Source organism: Kribbella sp. NPDC056951 (genome assembly GCF_042674205.1).
In the GTDB taxonomy this organism is placed as follows: domain Bacteria; phylum Actinomycetota; class Actinomycetes; order Propionibacteriales; family Kribbellaceae; genus Kribbella; species Kribbella yunnanensis.
In genome coordinates, this window is sequence record NZ_JBHUQZ010000021.1 from 1 (window position 1) to 20,948 (window position 20,948).

Genomic DNA, 20,948 nt, shown 5'->3' on the forward strand with positions numbered 1-20,948 from the left:
CCACCACCCAACCACCCGCGACTACGCCCACCGCAGCACCACCAAAGGCCGCAGCAAAACCCAAACCATCCGCTGCCTCAAACGCTACATCGCCCCGCGAACTCCTACCCCACATCCGCCAAGCACTCCAACCACAAACCACCACTTGACAGCTATAGGAGCATCCCACCAACCATCGACACCCCACCGAAACGGTCGAATCGTGCTCAAGGTCGCCCGGCAAGGCTCACCTTGAGCGCCCGTCAATTACCTTCCGACCGATCAGATGGCTGAGCCGCGCACAACGTCGTACCGGCTCGTGGCGAGTGGGTCAGTCGGTGCCGGCTTCCATGGCGGCGCGGTCTAGGAGGATGTCTTCCTCGGAGGCCTCGCCGCGGGAGGCGATGGCGTCGGCGCCGCCGGTGGGCAGTTCGCCGATGAGCTTGGTGGAGGCGGCCAGGGCGGGGTTCTCGACGCCGAACATGCCGAGGCCGGCGTACTGCTCCAGCTTGGCGCGGGAGTCGGCGATGTCGAGGTTCCGCATCGTCAGCTGGCCGATTCGGTCGACCGGGCCGAAGGCGGAGTCCTCGATGCGCTCCATCGACAGCTTGTCGGGGTGGTACGACAGCGCCGGTCCAGTCGTGTCGAGGATCGAGTAGTCCTCACCCCGCCGCAGCCGCAACGTCACTTCGCCCGTGACCGCCGTACCGACCCAGCGCTGCAGGGACTCCCGCAGCATCAGCGACTGCGGGTCGAGCCAGCGGCCTTCGTACATCAGCCGGCCGAGCTTGCGGCCCTCGTTGTGGTAGCTCGCCAGGGTGTCCTCGTTGTGGATCGCGTTCACGAGCCGCTCGTACGCCGCGTGCAGGAGCGCCATGCCTGGGGCTTCGTAGATACCCCGCGACTTGGCCTCGATGATCCGGTTCTCGATCTGGTCGGACATGCCGAGGCCGTGCCGGCCGCCGATCGTGTTCGCCTCGAGGACGAGGTCGACCGCGGAACCGAACTCCTTGCCGTTGATCGTCACCGGCCGGCCCTGGATGAAGCCGATGGTGACGTCCTCGGTGGCGATCTCGACCGACGGGTCCCAGTGTGCGACGCCCATGATCGGGTCGACGATCTCGACCCCGGCGTCAAGGTGCTCCAGCGTCTTCGCCTCGTGCGTGGCGCCCCAGATGTTCGAGTCGGTGGAGTAGGCCTTCTCGACGCTGTCCCGGTACGGGAGGTCGTGGCTGGCCAGCCACTCCGACATCTCCTTCCGCCCACCGAGCTCGTGCACGAACTGCGCGTCCAGCCACGGCTTGTAGATCCGCAGCTGCGGGTTCGCGAGCAGGCCGTACCGGTAGAACCGCTCGATGTCGTTGCCCTTGAACGTCGACCCGTCGCCCCAGATCTGGACGTCGTCGTCGAGCATCGCCCGGACCAGCATCGTCCCGGTGACGGCCCGCCCGATCGGCGTGGTGTTGAAGTACGTCCGTCCGCCCGACCGGATGTGGAAGGCGCCACACGCGAGCGCGGCCAGCCCTTCCTCGACCATGGCGGCCCGGCAGTCAACCAGTCGGCTCAGCTCAGCGCCGTACGCCGCAGCTCGCCCGGGGATCGACGCGATGTCGGGCTCGTCGGGCTGGCCGAGATCGGCGGTGTAGGTACAGGGCACCGCTCCCTTGTCGCGCATCCACGCGACCGCGACCGACGTGTCGAGACCTCCCGAGAACGCGATCCCGACCCGCTCACCAACCGGCAACGACGTAAGCACCTTGGACATAGGAAGAGTATGCATGCCTCTGAATGATTATGCAAAATGCCGGTGACGGGTGTGGCTACTGGGACTGCTGTGGCTGGATTGAGAGGATGGGGGTCTGCTGGAGGGGAGTGAGGCGCACCATGATGGGGCGGTCGCATGCGTTGTCGGGGTGGGTTCTGGGGTTGGCGGTGGCTCCAATGGTCGGGTTGACCTCGGTGGCCGAGGTGGTGCCGTTCGCGGCGGCCACGGCCGGCTACGCGTTGGTGCCGGACCTGGATCACCCGGGCGGGAGCGCGTCGCGGTTCCTCGGTCCGATCACCGGGCTGATCTCCGCCCTGATTCGCAGGCTTTCGGGCGCGCTCTACAGTCTCACCAAGGGTCCTCGTGACGAGGACAGCACCGGCAAGCATCGCCACGCCACGCACACCCTCGCGGCCGCGATCGGTCTCGGCATACTGGCCGCAAGCCTGGGGGACCGTGGCAAATGGGCAGTCCTTGCTGTCGCCGCGACCGGGCTCCTACTGGCGGCCCATGTGCTCGGCGACTGGTTTCTCTTCGCCGTGCTGGGCGCCGGCGCCTACTCCATCTTCGGTACGGCGCTTCCTGGTACGACGCCCGCCGACGCGCTGCAGGCGGGGTTGAGCGGCATCGGTGGCTGGATCGGGGTGGCCGTCGGCGTCGGCATGTTCACGCATTGTCTGGGCGACAGTCTGACTCGCTCCGGGTGTCCATGGCTCTGGCCGCTCCCGATTCGCGGCGAGACCTGGTACGAGATCCGCCTGCCGCGGCTGCTGCGGTTCAGTACGAACAGCTGGGTCGAGCGGCTGATCGTCGTACCGGCGTTGCTGGTGGCCGGGATTTTGCTGCTTCCAGGCGTGTATCCGTTCATTTTGTCTACATTCAGTGAGGGAGATGTCACTCAAAGTGTTCACAGAATCTTTTCCGGACTTTTTTCGTGAAACGTGTAACGACTTCCTGGGCTCACCCGATAGGACGAGTGAGCCTGGTGGCTGCCCGGACCCCCGAGCGGACAGCCACCAGGCCTACTCATTTCTTCAGGGCGTCGGGACGGTAATCTGAGCACCATGCCCTCGCCAGAACCTTCAGCCGCTCCGGCGCTGCCCTTCGGCCGCCTGACCACGGCCATGGTCACTACTTTTCAGCCGGATGGATCCTTGGATCTGGCCGCGGCGCAGAAGGTGGCCACGCATCTCGTCGACGGCGGGAACGACGCCCTGATCCTGAACGGGACGACCGGCGAGGCCCCGACCACCTCGGACCAGGAGAAGGTGGACCTGATCCGCGCGGTCCGCGAGGCCGTCGGCGACCGGGCCAAGCTCGTCGCCGGCGTCGGGACGAACGACACTGTCCACACCATCGAGCTCGCCCGGCAGGCCGAGGCCGCCGGTGCGGACGGGCTGCTGGTCGTGACGCCGTACTACAACAAGCCTCCGCAGGAGGGTCTGCGTCAGCACTTCATCCAGGTTGCCGACGCGACCGGCCTGCCGAACCTGCTGTACGACATCCCCGGCCGGGCCGGGGTGGAGATCAGGACCGAGACTCTGATCGCGCTCGCGGAGCACCCGCGGATCGTCGCGGTGAAGGACGCCAAGGGCGACCTGGCCGCGACCACCAAGGTGCTCGCGAACACCGATCTGTTCTACTACTGCGGTGCCGACGAGCTGAACCTCGCCATGCTGGCGATCGGGGCGGTCGGTATCGCGAGTGTCGTGGGACACGTCGCAAGCCCGGAGTACCGGCAGCTGATCGACGCCGTGGTGGCCGGCGACCTCGCCACCGCACAGGAGATTGATCGACGGCTGGTGCCCGCCGTCGAAGCGATTATGACCAGAACCCAGGGCGCCATCATGGTGAAGGCCGCACTCAAGCTGGCCGGCGTCATCGAGCACGCGACCCTCCGGTCGCCGCTGATCGAGGCGACCGCGGAGCAAGTGGACTGGCTCACCACCGACTTGAAAACGGCAGGACTGATTGCATGAGTCATCCCCATCCCGATCTCGACACGCCCGGGCCGCTGGCGCCGGGCGCATTGCGGGTCATCCCGCTCGGCGGCCTCGGTGAAGTAGGCCGCAACATGACCGTGTTCGAGTACGACGGCAAACTGCTGATCGTCGACTGCGGTGTGCTGTTCCCGGACGAGAACCAGCCCGGCGTGGACCTGATCCTGCCGGACTTCCAGCCGATCCGGGACCGGCTGAACGACGTCGTGGCCGTCGTACTGACGCACGGCCACGAGGACCACATCGGCGGGTTGCCCTACCTGCTGCGTGAGCGGGGCGACATCCCGGTGATCGGGTCGCAGCTCACGCTCGCGCTGCTCGAGGGCAAGCTGAAGGAGCACCGGCACCGCAACGTGCCGCAGCAGACCGTGGTCGAAGGCGAGAAGCTGCAGATCGGCCCGTTCGTCTGCGAGTTCGTCGCGGTCAACCACTCGATCCCGGACGCCCTCGCGGTCGCGATCCGGACCCCGGCCGGCATGGTGCTGCACACCGGCGACTTCAAGATGGACCAGCTCCCGCTGGACGGCCGGATCACCGACCTGAACGCGTTCGCGCGGCTCGGCGAGGAGGGGGTCGACCTGTTCTGCGTCGACTCCACCAACTCCGAGGTCCCCGGCTTCACCACGCACGAGCGGGACATCGCCCCGGTGCTCGACGGCGTCTTCACCAAGGCGAAGAACCAGCGCATCATCGTGGCCTGTTTCGCCTCCCACGTGCACCGCGTCCAGCAGGTCATGGACGCTGCCGTGAAGCACCGCCGCAAGGTCGCGTACGTCGGACGTTCGATGGTCCGCAACATGGGCGTGGCCCGGGATCTCGGCTTCCTGAACGTGCCCGGCGACACGCTGATCGACATGCGCGAGCTGGAGAACTACCCGCCCGAGCAGGTCGTGCTGGTCTCCACCGGATCCCAGGGCGAGCCGATGTCGGCGCTGTCCCGGATCGCGGCCAACGACCACCACGTCGTCCAGATCCAGCCGGGCGACACCGTCGTACTCGCGTCGTCGCTGATCCCGGGCAACGAGAACTCGGTCTACCGGGTGATCAACGGCCTGACCCGGCACGGCGCGAACGTGATCCACAAGGGCAACGCCCTGGTGCACGTGTCCGGGCACGCGAGTGCCGGCGAGTTGCTCTACTGCTACAACATCGTCAAGCCGCGCAACGTGATGCCGGTGCACGGCGAGATCCGGCACCTGCACGCGAACGCCGAGCTGGCGATCCAGACCGGCGTACCGCGCGAGAACGTGGTCGTCGTCGAGGACGGTGTGGTGGTCGACCTGATCGACCGCAAGGCCGTCGTGGCCGGCAAGGTCGACTGCGGGTACGTCTTCGTGGACGGCTCGACGGTCGGCGACATCACCGAGACCTCGCTGAAGGACCGCCGGATTCTCGGCGACGAGGGTTTCATTTCGGTGATCGCTGTGATGGACTCCGTCACCGGCAAGTTGACGGCCGGTCCGGAGATCCAGGCCCGCGGGTTCGCCGAGGACGACACCGTCTTCGACACCCTGAAGCCGAAGATCGAGGCGGAGATCGAGAAGGCGATCGGCGGCGGCGTGGACGACATGTACCAGCTGCAGCAGGTGATCCGCCGGGTGGTCGGCAAGTGGGTCAGTGACACCCACCGCCGCCGCCCGATGATCATCCCGGTCGTCGTGCAGAGCTAGGAGAGAGGTGGGCCTGTGAGTATCACTGGTGTCAACGGAGCCGGTCAGCGCCGGCCCACCATGAAAGAGGTCGCGGCCCGGGCGGGCGTGGCGCTCAAGACCGTCTCCAGGGTGGTCAACGAGGAGCCGAACGTCAGCCCGGAGCTGACCGCCAAGGTCCAGGCCGCGATCAAGGACCTGAACTACACGCCGAACGAGTCGGCCCGGATGCTGCGTCGCGGCAAGACCGGCACGATCGCCGTGGTCATCCGCGATATCGGCGACCCGTTCTTCGCCTCACTCGGCCGCGCGGTCGAGCTGTGGGCCCGCTCATCGGGTTCCGTGGTGATGATCGGCCTGACCGATGAGGACCCGGAGCGCGAGCGGGACGTCTGCCTCGAGTTCGTCGCCCGCCGCCCGGACGCGCTGATCATGGCGCCGATCGGCGAGACCCAGGAGTACCTGGCACCGCATGTCGATGCGGGGATGGCGGTCGTCACGATCGACCGACCCGCGCACGGGATCGAAGCAGACGCCGTACTGGCCGACAATGCCGGCGGTATCGACCAGGCGATCGACCACCTGGTTCGCCAAGGCCACCGGCGGATCGCCTACCTCGGTGACGACGAGCGGATCTTCACCGCTCGCGAGCGCGTTGTCGCCTACCGCGCCGCGATGGCCCGGCACCGCATCGACGTCGACGAGGACCTCGTGCACCTGTCGGAGCCGACCACGGAAGGCATCGGCATCACGCTGTCCGCCGTACTGGATCGGCCGGAGCCCGCCACAGCGTTGCTGTCGGCAAACAACATGACAACCGCCGAGGTACTGCGAGGTCTGGCCGGCCGCCGTGACCAGGTCGCCCTCGTGTCGTTCGACGACCTGGCGCTCGGCGACCTCCTCAAGCCCGGCCTGACCGCGGTCGCTCAGTCGGCCGACGTGATGGCCCGTACGGCGATCCAGTTGATGACCGAGCGCCTTCCCGAACCCCACCGGCCCGGCCGGACAGTGCGGGTGCCGGTCAAACTGACGATTCGTGGCTCGGGGGAGATCCCGCCGGCGTCGTAACCTCGCCGAACCGAGCCAGTACGACGGCGGCGGCGACCGCGAGGAGGAAGCCGCCGACCGCGACCGCACCGAACCCTGGCCGTGAGTGGTCGCCGAGGGCGATCAGTCCGACCAGCGCCGGGAACACAGTCTCGCCGACCACGAGCATCGCGGTCGCCATCGTCACGCCGCCACGCTGAAGCGCGGAGGCGTAGCAGAACATGGCCAGCGCGCCGCTCACGACCGCGGTGTAGAGCGCCGGCTCGGCGAGCAGCTTCAGCGGGTGGAAGTCGGTGATGATCCGGCCCGAGATGGCGACCACGCCGAACGCCAGCCCGGCCACCAAACCGAGCAGCGGCGCGCGAAGTCGCTGGGACGCGCGTTGGGTCGCAAGCCCCGCGAGGCCGAGCACGATCGTTGCCCCGACCAACGACAGCCGGAAGCCGTGACCGACCGGCGTACTGCCCTCTTTGCCTGCCGACATCCCCAGCAGGGCCAGACCGGTACACACCGCAGCGACGGCGGACCACTCCTTCGTCCCGAGCCGTACGCCGAGTACCCGCGCTGCGACGGCGGTCACCGCAAGACTGGCTGCGAGTGCGGCCTGGACCAGGAACAGCGGCAGTGACTGCAGTGCGACCATCTGCAGCCCGAAGCCGAGCACGTCCAGCGCGATCCCGGCCAGGAACCTCCACTGTCCGACGACGCGAAGCACACCGCGCGCACTCTCATCCGGAGTACTCCGGGCGGCCGCGGCCTGCAGGACTGACGCCAGTCCGTAGGCCACCGCAGCAGCAAGTGCACACAGCAACCCCATAGCGCCACTTAACCACGCAGGGAGGCCGCCAGCGGGCACTGGAACGGGTCACGGGCGTGCAGGCCGACGTTGTTGAGGTACTCGACGACGATGCGGTACGACGTGAACAGACCGACCTCGGTGTAGTCGACGCCGTGCAGCTCGCAGTACTCGCGGACGATCGGGCGCACCCGGCGCAGTGTCGGGCGGGGCATGCTCGGGAAGAGGTGGTGCTCGATCTGGTAGTTGAGTCCGCCCATGGCGAAGTCGATCAGCACGCCGCCGCGGATGTTGCGCGACATCAGCACCTGGCGGCGCAGGAAGTCGAGCTTCATGCCGGCTGGTACCAGGGGCATGCCTTTGTGGTTCGGTGCGAACGCTGCGCCGAGGAACACCCCGAAGACTGCCAACTGCACTGCCAGGAAGGCAGTGGCCTTGGTGGGTGGCAGCAGCAGGTACAGCGCGGCGACGTACAGAGTCAGGCGGGAGATCACGACCGCCAGCTCGACCCGCTCGAGTTTGCTGGCGTCCCGGCGGCACAGGTGCCGCAGGCTCGACGCGTGCAGCCCGAGGCCTTCCAGCGTGAGCAGCGGGAAGAACAGCCAGCCCTGCCGCGCAGCGATCCACCGACCGAGCGGTCCGCGCCCGAGCACCGCATCTGGCGTGAAGGCGACCGCCTTGAGCTGTACGTCGGGGTCCTTGTCCACCTGGTTCGGTGCGGCGTGATGACGTGAGTGTTTGTTGCGCCACCAACTCACACTCATCCCTGCGACCGCACCGGCCAGCACTCGGGCTGTCCAGTCGTTGCGTGCGGCGGAGTCGAAGATCTGCCGGTGCGCACTGTCGTGGCTCAGAAACGCCACCTGAACGAGCACCAGCGCCAGTACGGCGGCCAGCACGAGCTGGAACCACGAGTCACCCAGTACGACGACGCCTGCCGCGACGCCGATCAATGCGACGGCCACGAGGCCGATGCGCGTGAAGTAGTACCCGTGCCGCCGCCGCAGGAGTCCGAGCTCCTGCACGGTCCGGAGCAGGTCGGTGTAGAGGCTGGCGTACTGCTGCTGTGGGCGCAAGGGAAACCCTCCGGTCCGGTGGAACATCGTCTCGATGCGCCACCAGGTCCAGGGCAGCGCCACAGCTGTGGCTGGGCCCCAACCGAACCACGTGGAGCAAGCCCTTCGCAAGGTGGGTCTCGTGGCGCGCCAAGGGGTCATCGCCAGTTCACGCGGCAGCCATCCGGCCGGACCAGGCTTGCCGTATGAAATTGAGTCGCCGCCAACTCTTGGCTGCATCCACCGCCGCCGGCGCCACCCTGGCTCTGCCTGAGGTCGCAGCCGCCAACGTCGTACGCCGGGATCGGCCCGCACTGCCGTCCGGCATCATGTCGGGCGACGTCAGCTCGAACTCCGCCGTGGTCTGGTCGCGCACCGACCGGAAGGCCCGGATGGTGGTCGACCTGACCAGCCATGGCCGCTTCGACCGGGCAGTCCGGTTGTGCGGCCCGATCGCCGGGCCGGACGCCGACTACACCGCACAGGTGCCGCTGCGCGGCCTGCGGCCCGGTCAGCGCTACGACTACCGCATCGCGTTCGAGGACGCCTACGGCCGGCGGGGTGAGTCCCTCGAGGGCTCCTTCAGTACGCCGGGCCGCAACCGCGGGCTGTCGTTCGTCTGGACCGGGGACACCGCCGGCCAGGGGTACGGCATCAACCCGGACTTCGGCGGGATGATCGCGTACAAGGCCATGCACGAGACCCGGCCGGACTTCTTTCTGCACTCCGGGGACAACATCTACGCCGACGGGCCGATCGCGGCCTCGGTGCAGATCCCGGACGGCACGGTGTGGAAGAACGTGGTGACCGAGGAGGTCTCCAAGGTCGCCGAGACGCTGGCGGAGTACCGCGGCCGCTACAAGTACAACCTGCTCGACCACAACGTCCGGGACCTGTACGCCGACGTACCGATCGTCAGCCAGTGGGACGACCACGAGACGGTCAACAACTGGTACCCGGGCGAGATCCTGGAAGACGCGCGCTACACCGAGAGGCGGGTCGACGTCCTGGCGGCCCGAGCTCGGCAGGCGTTCCTCGAGTACCTGCCGATGGTGCACACCGCCGGCCGGAACCGCATCTACCGCAAGGTGAGCTACGGTCCGCTGCTCGACGTCTTCTGCCTCGACATGCGCACCTACCGCGGTGCCAACCCGACACCGGCGACGGCTGGACCGGTGGCGATGCTGGGCACCGAGCAGGCCGAGTGGCTGGTCCGTGAGGTGGCCAAGTCCAAGGCCACCTGGAAGGTGATCGCCAGCGACATGCCGCTCGGACTGCTGGTGCCGGACGGCCCGCTGATCGAGGCAGTGGCGAACGGCGTCGGCGGTGCGCCCGGTGGCCGGGAGCACGAGATCGCCTGGGTGCTCAGCCAGTTCAAGAAGCGCAAGGTGCGCAACACGGTCTGGCTGACCGCAGACGTGCACTACTGCGCCGCCCATCACTATGACCCGTCCCGCGCGGCCTTCACCGACTTCGATCCGTTCTGGGAGCTCGTCGCCGGTCCGGTGAACGCAGGCACGTTCGGCCCGAACACTCTGGACCCGACGTTCGGACCGAAGGCGGAGTTCGTCAAGGCGGCCGACTTCCCGAACCAGCCGCCGAGTGGCGGCAACCAGTTCTTCGGCCACGTGGAGATCGATCCGCGCACCGGAGTCTTCACCGCGTCACTGCGGGACCTGTTCGGCAAGGTCCTCTGGAGCAAAGACATCAATCCGGCCCGCCGTTAGGGCCCCCGTCGTACCCACTCGCCCCCGGCGCCTGTGCGGGATGCCGCCCACCGGGGGCGGTGGGTACGACGCGATTACCGTCCGAAGAACTCCAGTGCGTGCTCGACCACCGCATCCGGCCGGTCGTCGACCAGGAAGTGCGACGCGCCCGCAATCTCCTGGCTACCGGGGCCGGCCCGCACCACGCGGTCCTCGGCACCGATCAGCACCCTCGTCGGCGTCGTGAGCTGCTCAGCGCGGTACTCACCGCGCATCATCCGCATCCCCTCGGGCTGAATGAACTTCCGGTACAACAACGACCCCGCCACGGCACGCTCCGGCTCCTGGAACTGGCTGGCGAACAACTCGACCAAGTCCTCGGGCATATCGACCGAGTGCCCGCGCAGCATCGTCTTGGCCAGTCCGGTACGGCGTAGTGCCCACGGACCGAGTCCCGGCCACGGAAGCACCAGGTTGAACCACCCGTGCCGCAGCGCCCTCCCGAACATCGCTGCGTCAGGCTTCGCGCCCAGCGGCGGGATCGCCAGCATCAGGTGATCCTGCACTCGCTCCGGATGCCGCAGGCAGAGCAGCGTTCCAAGAATCCCGGACCAGTCGTGCGTGAGCAGGTGCACCCGGTCGAGCTCCAACGCATCGAGCAGTCCGGTGAGGTCACCGAGCAGCGACTCGCGGTCGTAGCCGGTGGCCGGAGCGCTCGACTGCCCGAACCCGCGCAGGTCAGGACAGATCACCCGGTAGTGCTCGGCCAGTGCGGGGAGGACGTCACGCCACTCCCACCAGTGCTGCGGAAAACCATGCAGCAGTACGACGGGCTCGCCGGTCCCCGCCTCCGTCACGTGTAACCGCACGCCGGACAACTCGACGAAGCGGTGACTCACCCCCTGAAGTTCCATCTTTCGACCGTACTACGAACGTAGTACGGCGTCTACTACGTTTATAGTGACCGGGTGGAATCACCGCGCACCCGGGCGCTCCAGGCCGCTGTCGAGCTGCTCGGCACCGAAGGGCTCCGATCGCTGACCCATGCCCGGGTCGACGACCGGGCCGGGCTGCCGAAGGGGTCGACCTCGAACTACTTCCGCAGCCGGGCCGCACTGATGTCCGGTGTGGTCGACTGGCTCGCGGAGGCCGACCGGCAGGCAGCCGGGCCGGGCGGGTTCCGTCCGGCAACAGCGGCGGAGTTTGTGGATGCCATGTGCGGACTGTTCGATCTCATCACCCGAGTGAATCGCGTGCAGACCACTGCGCGGCTGATCCTGTTTCTGGAGGGCAGCCACGACCCGGTACTGCGAGAAGCGTTGTCCCGCGGGCACGCTGCGTTGAAGGCCGGCGCCGCCGAGGCGCTCGCGGCTCTGGGGGCCACCGACCCGGAGGTGGCAGCGCACACGATGGCTGCGGTGTCCGAGGGGCTGATCCTGCATCGGATCGCTCGGCACGACGACGTGGACCCGCGGCCGACGTTCGAGCTAATTGCCCGGGCAGTGATTCCGGTCGCCGGTTAGGTTTGTCCCCATGACCTACCCGGAGACCCGCCGCGACGATGTGGTCGAAACCCTGCACGGGCACGCGATCGCCGACCCCTACCGCTGGCTGGAAGACCCTGACGCCGCCGTGACCCAGGACTGGGTCAACCGGCAGAACGAGTACACCCAGGCCGAGCTGGCGGGCTATCCGGAGCGGGAGTGGTTCCAGACCACGCTGTCCGCGATCCTGGCGCGTCCGCGCGCCGGAGTGCCGGCCAAGAAGAGCGGTTGGTACTTCGTCGGTCGCAACGACGGCACGCAGGCGCAGGACGTCGTGTACGTCGCGGAGTCGCTCGACGAACTGCTGGATCGCGGCCGGGTGCTGATCGACCCGAACAAGCTGTCCGAAGACGGCACCGACTCACTGGGGACGTTCACAGTGAGTCCGGACGGCAAGTACTTCGCGTACGGCATCAACGAGAGCGGTAGCGACTGGACGACGTTCCGGCTGCTCGACATCGCCACTGGGGACCCGGTGGACGACTTGGTGACGGAGGCCAAGTTCTGCGAGGCCACCTGGCTGCCGGACAGTTCGGCGTACCTGTACCTGCACTACCCGTCGAGTGGGCGCACTGAGGGCACGGAGACGAAGACGCTGACCGGTGGTCAGCTCAAACTGCACCGCGTGGGTACGCCGCAGTCCGACGACGAACTGGTTCTCGCGTTCCCCGAGGACGACCGCCTGTTCATCTCGCCGGAGGTGTCCGACGACGACAGGTATGTCGTCGTGCACATCAACGCGGGCACTGACCCGGCGTCCCGGCTGTGGGTCTACCCGATCACCACAGACGGCCTCGGTGAGCCGATCAAGGTCGTCGACGAGCTGGTCGACGAGATCTTCTTCATCCGGATGGCCGGCGACCAGCTGGTGCTGCAGACCGACCGCGACGCGTCCCGCGGCCGCGTGGTGCTCTCCTCCCTGGACGGCACCTTCTCCGACCTCATCCCGGAGGGGCCTGACGCACTGCAGGCCGTTCGCGGTACAGCGTCTGGACTGGCGACCATCACGCTGGTCGACGCGCAGCCCGTGCTGACCCTCTACGCACTCGACGGTTCCGGTGCGCGAGTGGTCGACGTACAGGGTGGTGGCGTGCTCGCTCTGAACGGCAGCACCAAGCACGACGAGCTCTTCATCGGTTTGTCGACCACCACTGACCCGACGGTCTCGTACGTCGTCTCTGCGTCGACCGGTGAGGCGCGTGCGCTGCCGGAGCTGGTTCGGGGCACGAGCGGCTACAAGTCGCCCGAGGTCACAGTGGTGCGAGAGAAGGCCGGCGATGTGCCGTACTTCCTGATCACCCGTTCCGACCTGGACTTCACCACACCGCGCCCGACCATGCTCTACGGGTACGGCGGCTTCCGCATCTCGATCCTGGCCGACTACAAGCCAGGCTGGCCGGCCTGGCTCGAAGCCGGGGGAGTGCTGGCGATCGCCAACCTGCGGGGCGGCGGTGAGTACGGCAGCGATTGGCATGACGCCGGGCGGCTCAAGAACAAGCAGCAGGTGTTCGACGATTTCATTGCCGTCGCGGAACATCTGCGGGACCAGGGCGTGACCACTCCGGCCCAGCTGGCCATTCATGGCCGCAGCAACGGCGGACTGCTTGTCGGAGCCGCCATGACACAGCGGCCCGACCTCTTCAAGGTCGCGCTGCCGGGAGTCGGCGTACTGGACATGCTGCGGTTCCACCTGTTCACGGTGGGTGCCGCCTGGGCGTCCGACTTCGGGCATCCGGACAACCCGGAGCAGTTCGAGGACCTGCTGGCCTACTCGCCACTACATCGAGTGCAGGACGGTACGGCGTACCCGGCCACGCTGGTGGTCACCGGTGACCACGATGACCGGGTAGTCCCCTTGCACAGTCACAAGTTCATCGCTGCGTTGCAGCATGCCCAGTCCGCGTCCGCACCCGTCTTGACCCGAGTGGAGGTCAACACCGGTCACGGCTTCGGAAAACCCGCCGCCATGATCGCGGCGGAGTGGGCGGACCTACTGGCGTTCGCTGCTCACCATGTAGGCCTGGAGACTCCTGAGCAGTAGGAGCTTGGCTTTACCAGATGCGGGGCGCGTGGAGGTCGCGAGGGTCCTCGACCGGCTGACAGCCGTGGTCGGTGTCCTCGTACTCCGCGCGCAGCCCGTTGGTGGCCAGTGAGCGCACTGCGCCGACCAGCCGGTCCACGTGCTCGCGGGTCGTGCCAAGACCGAGGCTGGCGCGCACCGCCGTACCGTGCTCGGGTGCGTCGGCCAGGAGGTGGCCGACCAGCGGGTGGGCGCAGAACTTGCCGTCACGGACGCCGATGCCGTACTCCGCGCTGAGTGCTGCGGAGACGAGCGTCGAGCTCAGACCCTTGATGGTGAAGCAGACCGTGCCGACGCGGTCGGCCTCGGCGCCGAAGATCGAGTACGTCGTGACGTCGGCGATCTGCGCGAGGCCAGTGCGGAGTCGGGCGAGCAGGCTGCGCTCGTGCTGCTCGATCGCGTCGCGGTTGCGGCTGATGGTCGCGCAGGCCGAGGCCAGCGCGATTGCGCCGATGACGTTGGGGGAGCCACCCTCATGACGGGACGGGCCGGTCGCCCAGACCACACCGTCGCCGGTGACCGCGGTCGTCGCGCCCCCGCCGTACAGGTAGGGGTCGGCGGCGTCGAGCCAGTCCGCGCGGCCGATGAGCGCACCGGCGCCGTACGGGGCGTAGAGCTTGTGGCCGGACAGTGCGACCCAGTCGACGTCCAGCTCGGCGATGTCGACGACGCGGTGGGGTGCCAGCTGTGCGGCGTCCAAGCAGATGCGCGCGCCGTGCGCCTTGGCGACCGCAGCGAGCTCGGCGATCGGGAAGATCTCACCGGTCACGTTCGATGCGCCCGTGACGACAACCAGCCGCGGGCCCTCCGGAGCGCTCCTCAGTGCATCGGCCACGGCCGTTACGGCCGCGCTGGCCGAAGCCGGTGCAGCGAGCCGGACCGTGCGCTCCTCGCCCCACGGCAGCAGCGCCGCGTGGTGCTCGGACTCGAAGACGATCACCGTCGCGTCGGCCGGGACGGCGTGCGCGAGCAGGTTCAGGGCGTCGGTGGTTTGCCGAGTGAAGATCACCTGGTCGTCGTTGCGAGCGCCGACGAAGCTGTGTACCTCGGCGCGGGCCCGCTCGTACCACTGGGTGGTGATCCGGGAGGCGTAGCCGTTGCCGCGGTGCACCGACGCGTACGACGGCAGGGCTGCCTCGACACTGGCGCGCACCGACTCCAGACACGGCGCGCTGGCACCATGGTCGAAGTTCGCGTAGTCCGTCACGCGACCGTCGGCCAGCGGGACCAGCAGGTCCGCACCGACAGTGGCGGGGATGGTGCCGTTCGTCAGCCGGGTGACCGCCGCACGCGGGGTGGTGGTGCTGGCCGGCTCGAGGATGGAGAGGATCGACATGGCTTCGCTCCCGGGAAGTCCGCACTTGCCGAACGGGGTATCCGCACGGCCTGGTCTTCACCCGGGGCACCCCACCGCGGAGGAGGGTTGCCGGCCAGCGAGCCGGGGCTTGACGCTGGCGCTCATGACCTGCCGAGAACGGTAACGAACCGGCCACGAGGACGCCAGCCCTAATCTCATGTGATGAGATAGACAAACACATCGTGGGACGGGAAGGCGGCGCGACGATGATCGGACGGCTGCACCACTTGGCCATCGACTGCCCGGATCCGCTCCGGCTGGCGGAGTTCTACGCCGAGCTCCTCGGCAAGCCGATCACCTATCGCAGCGACGACTGGGTGGTGGTCGCGGACAACGACCACACCTCCGGCCTGGCCTTCCAGCGCGCATCCGACTATCGCCCGCCGCAGTGGCCGGACCCCGCGCATCCACAGCAGATGCACTTCGACGTCATGGTCGACGACCTCGAGGAAGCCGGTGCGGCCGTCGTCGCGCTGGGCGCCCGTCAAGTGGTGGGCAGCGTGTTCGAGGACCCGGCGGGTCACCCGTTCTGCCTCATCCCGAGGCCGGGCTGGGCACCGCCGATTCGCGACCGCTGAGGTGGGCGTGTTGGATGGCGGGATGACGACGATCGCGGCGTGGACCGCACCTGATGTCGAGCGGCCCGACGGTTCGCTGACCGCGCCGGAAGGTGAGCTGCTGCGTGGGTATCTCGACTTCTACCGCAGCACGCTGCTCTACAAGTGCGCCGGGCTGACCGCCGAGCAGCTCGCCACCCGGCCCTCGCCGCCGTCGAACCTGTCGCTGCTCGGGCTGATCCGGCACCTGACCAAGGTCGAGCGGATCTGGTTCCGGATTCACTTCGCGTCCGGCGAGAAGGCCGAGCCGCTGTTCGCGCCCGAGCTGGGCAAGGACGCCGACTTCGAGCTGATCGATCCGGCCGACGCCGAGGCGGCGTACGACGGCTTGGTCGCCGAATGGAAGTTGTCCGACGAAGCGGCGGCCGGCCGCTCGTTCGACGAGCGCTTCGTCTTCAACGGCACGGAGTCGACGCTCCGGATGATCTACATCCACCTGGTCGGGGAATACGCCCGGCACTGCGGACACGCTGACCTGCTGCGGGAACAACTCGACGGCACCACCGGAGCCTGATCGATCTGGTAACAAGCCTTCCGATGGACCGGGCCTTGTGGTCAACTTCCTGCCATGAAGCGTCCGGCCGCCCTCGTCGCGCTGATCTTCGCGGTGCTCACCGCGTTGCTCGTCGCGCCCGCGAGTGCGGCGTACGGCGTCCGGATCGAGGTGCTGTCGTCTCCGCGGCCGGACTTCGTCAGCGACGGTAATGCGCTGATCGGCATCACCGGGCAGAACCTCGAGAACCTCGTCGTCGAATTGAACGGCCGCGATGTCAGTGATGCCTTCACCCGAACCGCGGATCGGCTGATCGGCCTGGTTCGCGGGCTGGTGATCGGCCGGAACACGCTCACCGCGGGCGAGGCTCGACTCGGCATCACGAACTATCCGCGCTCCGGCCCGATGCTGGCGGGACCGCACGAAACGCCGTACATCTGCGGGACGGCCGGTTTCACGACGCTCGCGAAGGTCAAGCTCGGTCCGGCGACCGGGCCGAACTGCTCGGTGCCGACCCGGGTCGACTACCTGTACCGCTCGACGATCGACCGGTCGCTGAAGGTGCTGCCGGCAACGAAACCCGATGACTTGGCCACGACGACCACGTCGGATGGCCGGCGGGTGCCGTACATCGTTCGCGTCGAGACTGGTGTGATCAACCGGTCGATCTATGAGTACGCCGTACTGCACGACCGCACGGAAGGTGCGCCGAGCGTGCAGCGGCCACCGTCGGCCTGGAACGGCCGGCTGGTCTACAGCTTCGGCGGCGGTTGCCCCGGCGGCTGGTACCAGCAGGGGAGCAACACCGGCGGGATCAACGACGACGTCCTCCTGGGACGCGGGTACGCCGTTGCCTCGTCGAGCCTGAACGTGTTCGGGGTGAACTGCAACGGGGTGCTCGCGGCCGAGACGATGACGATGACCCGCGAGCACATCGCCGAGACCATCGGCGTACCGCGGCAGACGATCGGCTGGGGCTGCTCGGGCGGTTCGTACCAGGTCTTCCAGATCGCCGACAACTATCCGGGGCTGCTGGACGGGATCGTCGCGGCGTGCGTGTTCCCCGAGGTCGGGTTCGCGACGCTGCACACGATCACCGACGCGCTGCTGCTGGATCACTACTTCCGGTCGGCCGACGGCTGGACCGACACCGCGAAGCGGGCGGTGGCCGGGTTCGGCAAGATCGAGACGATCGCCAACCTGGCCGCCGGCGGCCGCCGGATCGACCCGCGGGTCTATTGCCCTGAGCAACTACCTGTGGAGCAGCGGTACGACCCTTCGACGAACCCGGGTGGTGCTCGGTGTGACGTCTACGACCACCAGGTCAACATCTGGGGCAAGGACGCTGCCGGTGCGGTCCGGCGGCCGCTCGACAACGTCGGGATCCAGTACGGCCTGGCGGCGCTGAACGCGGGCAAGATCACCGCCGCCCAGTTCGTCGACCTGAACCGCGCGATCGGTGGCTTCGACGCCGACGCCAACTTCGTCCCCGGTCGCACGGTGGCCGATCCGGTGGCGACCGAGACGGCGTACCGGACCGGGCAGTTGATCAACGGCGGCGGGGGACTGGCGAGCACCCCGATCATCGACTATCGGCAGTACCTGGACGAGTTGCCGAACGGCGATATCCATCTGATGTTCCACTCGTTTTCGCTGCGCGAGCGACTGGTGAAGGCGAACGGCGACGCGGACAACCAGGTGATGCTGGTGCAGTCCAGCGACGCGCAGGGCGGCTTCAGTACCGGCAACCCGGTTGTCCTGTCCGCGCTGAAGGCACTGGATCAGTGGATGGATGCCGTGGACGCCGACACCGGTCCCGGCTCGTCGCACAGCCGCCTGATCCGCAACAAGCCGTCGTCGCTCGACGAGGCGTGCTGGACTCCGCAGGGCGTGAAGATCGTCGAGAAGCAGGTCAACGGCATCGGTACGACGCGGTGCAACACGCTCTATCCGGTCTGGCCCGCGCCACGCCAGGTAGCAGGGGCCTCCGTCGCCAACGACATCATCAAGTGTCGCCTGCGTCCGCTGTCACCGGCTGACTACCAGGCCGACTTCACACCGGCCCAGTGGACCGCGCTCCGACAGGCCTTTCCGCAGGGTGTCTGTGACTGGACGGCACCAGGTGACGGTCAGCAGCGTCCGACTGAGGCGTGGCCCGTCTTCTGAGTCGTGACGCTACGGATGGGGCAGCGTGATCGGCGTGTGACACGTGGGACTCGAGTGGTATTGGAGGTAGCCTGCTAAACATGGCGACCCGCACGTCTTCCCCGGCGCGGGCGCAGAAGTCGGCAGCGAAACGGCCCAGCACGGCCCGAGCCGCTGCCGGTGGACGCACCCGTCCGTCGGCCGCCCAGAAGCGTGGGCAGACCTCGAAGCGCGGTGGTGGTAGTACCGCTGCGCGGACCAGCACACCCAAAAACAGCGGACCAGGCCCTTTTGCGGCCGCCATGCTGGCGATCGGCCGCGGCCTCGTGAAGCTGTGGATCGGCATCGCCCACCTGATCGGCCGGGCGGCCCGGGGGATCGGTCACGGCGCGCGGGATCTGGAGCCGGAGCACCGCCGTGACGGCGCGGGCCTGTTCCTGATCGGGCTGGCGATCATTGTCGCCGCCTCGATCTGGTGGCACTTGCCTGGCGCGGTCGGCAACGGCGTCCGGACCGCGGTCGGCGAGAGCATCGGTATTACCGGTTGGGCCGTCCCTCTGCTGCTGCTCGCGATGGCGATCCGGACCCTGCGGAACCCGGAGAGCAACGGTCCGGCCGGGCGTCAGATCATCGGTTGGACACTGCTGTCGTTCGGGGTGCTCGGGCTGGTGCACATCGCCCACGGCATCCCGCGACCGGACGTTGCGGGCGATGCCCCGCTGCACGACGCCGGCGGTGCGGTCGGCTATGTCATCTCGGCGGCGCTTTCCTACCTGATGACCCAGTACGTCGCCGCTCCGCTGCTCGTGCTGCTCTCGATCTTCGGTCTGCTGGTCATCACCGGTACGGCGATCTACGCGATCCCGCTCCGGGTACGCGCAGCATTCGACGTACTGATGGGCCGGACCGAACTGCCGGAGGAGGCTGCCGCGCCGACGGGCGAGTCGTCCACTGACGACACTGTGCGACTCACCCGCAAGGAGCGGCGCGCCAAGGCTGCCCTCGAGGACGACGGCGACCCGACGATCAAGCCGTACGACTCGCCGGTCCTCGAAGGACGCGAGATCTCCAAGCGCAGCCGCAAGCCGAAGGCCGCGCCGCCTTCGGAAGAAGACGCGTACGACGTCGACGCTTCAGCAGCCGCGGCCCCGGCCACGCCGAGCTTCAAGGTGAACGACGCACCGGCTCCGGAGCCGCCGCCGCACACCCCGATGCCGCAGCGCGTCGAGCAGCTCAGCCTGTCCGGCGACATCACGTACACGCTGCCGGACGGCCAGATCCTGAAGCCGGGATCGGTGCACAAGGCCCGGACCAAGGCGTCCGACGCCGTGGTCGACCGGCTGACCGAGGTGTTCGAGCAGTTCAGCATCGACGCCCAGGTCACCGCCTACACCCGCGGCCCGACGGTCACCCGGTACGAGGTCGAGCTCGGCTCCGCGGTCAAGGTCGAGAAGGTCACCGCGCTGTCCAAGAACATCGCGTACGCCGTCGCCTCGGCCGACGTCCGGATCCTGTCCCCGATCCCCGGCAAGTCCGCGATCGGGATCGAGATCCCGAACACCGACAAGGAGATCGTCAGCCTCGGCGACGTGATCCGCTCGGCGACCGCCCGGAACGACCACCACCCGATGGTGGCCGGGCTCGGCAAGGACGTCGAGGGCGGCTTCGTGGTCGCGAACATGGCGAAGATGCCGCACCTGCTGGTCGCCGGTGCGACCGGTTCCGGTAAGTCGTCGTTCGTCAACTCGCTGATCACCTCGGTCCTGATGCGGGCCACCCCCGACGAGGTGCGGATGATCCTCGTCGACCCCAAGCGGGTCGAGCTGAACAACTACGAGGGCATCCCGCACCTGATCACGCCGATCATCACCAACGCCAAGAAGGCCGCCGAGGCGCTGCAGTGGGTCGTCCGCGAGATGGACATGCGGTACGACGACCTCGCGGCGTTCGGCTTCCGGCACGTCGACGACTTCAACAAGGCGGTCCGCGGTGGCAAGGTGAAGCCGCCACCAGGGTCCGAACGGGTACTCACGCCGTACCCGTATCTGCTGGTGATCGTCGACGAGCTGGCCGACCTGATGATGGTCGCGCCGCGCGATGTCGAGGACTCGATCGTCCGGATCACCCAGCTCGCCCGGGCCGCCGGTATCCACCTGGTGCTGGCCACCCAGCGGCCGTCGGTCGACGTCGTGACCGGTCTGATCAAGGCCAACGTGCCGTCCCGGCTGGCCTTCGCGACCTCGTCGCTGGCCGACAGCCGCGTCATCCTGGACCAGCCCGGTGCGGAGAAGCTGGTCGGTCAGGGTGACGGCCTGTTCCTGCCGATGGGTGCGAGCAAGCCGATGCGGATCCAGGGTTCCTGGGTCACCGAGTCCGAGATCCGCGCCGTGGTCGAGCACACCAAGACCCAGCTGGAGCCGACGTACCGCGAGGACGTCACCGCCGTCGCCGCGCCGAGCAAGGACCTGGACGACGAGATCGGCGACGACATGGACCTGGTGGTCCAGGCCGCCGAGCTGATCGTCTCGACCCAGTTCGGATCGACGTCGATGCTGCAACGCAAGCTGCGGGTCGGTTTCGCCAAGGCCGGCCGGTTGATGGACATCCTGGAGAGCCGGGGCGTGGTCGGTCCCAGCGAGGGATCCAAGGCGCGGGACGTGCTGGTCAAGCCGGACGACCTGGAAGACTTCATCACCACCCTCCGAGGAGAGTGAC

At 67.9% G+C, this 20,948-nt stretch carries 16 protein-coding genes and 1 riboswitch; of the genes, 11 read left to right on the plus strand and 5 right to left on the minus strand.

What is annotated here, in order from left to right:
- Positions 1-310: 310 nt before the first annotated feature.
- On the minus strand, positions 311-1,744 hold the full coding sequence (gene argG / locus ACFTSF_RS40835) for an argininosuccinate synthase (RefSeq protein WP_380160891.1): 1,434 nt from the start codon (positions 1,742-1,744) through the stop codon (positions 311-313).
- Positions 1,745-1,866: 122 nt separating this feature from the next.
- Between argG and ACFTSF_RS40840 the strand changes: the two genes are divergently transcribed.
- From ACFTSF_RS40840 to ACFTSF_RS40855, 4 genes are all read left to right on the plus strand, one after another.
- Positions 1,867-2,682 carry a metal-dependent hydrolase gene (locus ACFTSF_RS40840; RefSeq protein WP_380160893.1) on the plus strand — a complete coding sequence of 272 codons (816 nt, stop codon included), beginning with the start codon at positions 1,867-1,869 and terminating at the stop codon, positions 2,680-2,682.
- Between the two features lie 126 nt (positions 2,683-2,808).
- Positions 2,809-3,723, plus strand: a complete 915-nt coding sequence (gene dapA / locus ACFTSF_RS40845; protein WP_380160895.1) for a 4-hydroxy-tetrahydrodipicolinate synthase — start codon at positions 2,809-2,811, stop codon at positions 3,721-3,723.
- The gene (locus ACFTSF_RS40850) at positions 3,720-5,414 is read left to right on the plus strand and encodes a ribonuclease J (protein WP_344151152.1); all 1,695 of its coding nucleotides are present in this window, start codon (positions 3,720-3,722) and stop codon (positions 5,412-5,414) included. Before dapA ends, ACFTSF_RS40850 begins: the two co-directional genes overlap by 4 nt.
- A 15-nt stretch (positions 5,415-5,429) precedes the next feature.
- The gene (locus ACFTSF_RS40855) at positions 5,430-6,461 is read left to right on the plus strand and encodes a LacI family DNA-binding transcriptional regulator (RefSeq protein ID WP_344151155.1); all 1,032 of its coding nucleotides are present in this window, start codon (positions 5,430-5,432) and stop codon (positions 6,459-6,461) included.
- Here ACFTSF_RS40855 and ACFTSF_RS40860 read toward each other — a convergent pair.
- A complete protein-coding gene (locus ACFTSF_RS40860) occupies positions 6,415-7,257 on the minus strand; it encodes a hypothetical protein (protein WP_380160897.1) in 843 nt (280 codons plus the stop codon). The two genes, ACFTSF_RS40855 and ACFTSF_RS40860, sit on opposite strands and share 47 nt — an antisense overlap.
- Positions 7,258-7,265: 8 nt before the next feature.
- Positions 7,266-8,312: an acyl-CoA desaturase gene (locus ACFTSF_RS40865; protein ID WP_380160899.1), complete on the minus strand. Its 1,047-nt coding sequence runs from the start codon at positions 8,310-8,312 to the stop codon at positions 7,266-7,268.
- Between the two features lie 185 nt (positions 8,313-8,497).
- On the opposite strand from ACFTSF_RS40865, the gene ACFTSF_RS40870 reads away from it, so the two are divergent.
- Positions 8,498-10,018 carry an alkaline phosphatase D family protein gene (locus ACFTSF_RS40870; RefSeq protein WP_380160901.1) on the plus strand — a complete coding sequence of 507 codons (1,521 nt, stop codon included), beginning with the start codon at positions 8,498-8,500 and terminating at the stop codon, positions 10,016-10,018.
- A 74-nt stretch (positions 10,019-10,092) separates the two neighbouring features.
- On the opposite strand, the gene ACFTSF_RS40875 is transcribed toward ACFTSF_RS40870, so the two are convergent.
- Positions 10,093-10,911: an alpha/beta fold hydrolase gene (locus ACFTSF_RS40875; RefSeq protein ID WP_380160903.1), complete on the minus strand. Its 819-nt coding sequence runs from the start codon at positions 10,909-10,911 to the stop codon at positions 10,093-10,095.
- 54 nt (positions 10,912-10,965) lie between these two features.
- On the opposite strand from ACFTSF_RS40875, the gene ACFTSF_RS40880 reads away from it, so the two are divergent.
- Together ACFTSF_RS40880 and ACFTSF_RS40885 are read left to right on the plus strand one after the other, a co-directional pair.
- Entirely contained in the window at positions 10,966-11,520 is a 555-nt protein-coding gene (locus ACFTSF_RS40880; RefSeq protein WP_344151170.1) for a TetR family transcriptional regulator, read from the plus strand.
- 10 nt (positions 11,521-11,530) lie between these two features.
- Positions 11,531-13,582, plus strand: a complete 2,052-nt coding sequence (locus ACFTSF_RS40885) for a prolyl oligopeptidase family protein (protein WP_380160905.1) — start codon at positions 11,531-11,533, stop codon at positions 13,580-13,582.
- 10 nt (positions 13,583-13,592) lie between these two features.
- Here the strand turns inward: ACFTSF_RS40885 and ACFTSF_RS40890 are convergent, their stop codons facing one another.
- Positions 13,593-14,957 (minus strand): aminotransferase class V-fold PLP-dependent enzyme, encoded by a 1,365-nt coding sequence (locus ACFTSF_RS40890; protein ID WP_344151176.1) that lies wholly within the window; start codon positions 14,955-14,957, stop codon positions 13,593-13,595.
- 16 nt (positions 14,958-14,973) lie between these two features.
- Positions 14,974-15,087, minus strand: a riboswitch (SAM riboswitch).
- A 97-nt stretch (positions 15,088-15,184) separates the two neighbouring features.
- Here ACFTSF_RS40890 and ACFTSF_RS40895 point away from each other — a divergent pair.
- The 4 genes from ACFTSF_RS40895 to ACFTSF_RS40910 all read left to right on the plus strand — a co-directional run bounded on the left by ACFTSF_RS40895 (position 15,185) and on the right by ACFTSF_RS40910 (position 20,947).
- Positions 15,185-15,556, plus strand: coding sequence for a VOC family protein (locus ACFTSF_RS40895; protein WP_380160907.1), 372 nt, complete (start codon positions 15,185-15,187; stop codon positions 15,554-15,556).
- A 22-nt stretch (positions 15,557-15,578) separates the two neighbouring features.
- Complete coding sequence (locus tag ACFTSF_RS40900; protein WP_380160909.1) at positions 15,579-16,109, plus strand: DinB family protein; 531 nt, start codon at positions 15,579-15,581, stop codon at positions 16,107-16,109.
- Positions 16,110-16,163: 54 nt separating this feature from the next.
- Complete coding sequence (locus ACFTSF_RS40905; protein WP_380160910.1) at positions 16,164-18,254, plus strand: DUF6351 family protein; 2,091 nt, start codon at positions 16,164-16,166, stop codon at positions 18,252-18,254.
- Between the two features lie 80 nt (positions 18,255-18,334).
- Positions 18,335-20,947, plus strand: a complete 2,613-nt coding sequence (locus tag ACFTSF_RS40910) for a DNA translocase FtsK 4TM domain-containing protein (protein WP_380160912.1) — start codon at positions 18,335-18,337, stop codon at positions 20,945-20,947.
- The last annotated feature ends 1 nt before the right edge of the window (position 20,948 follow it).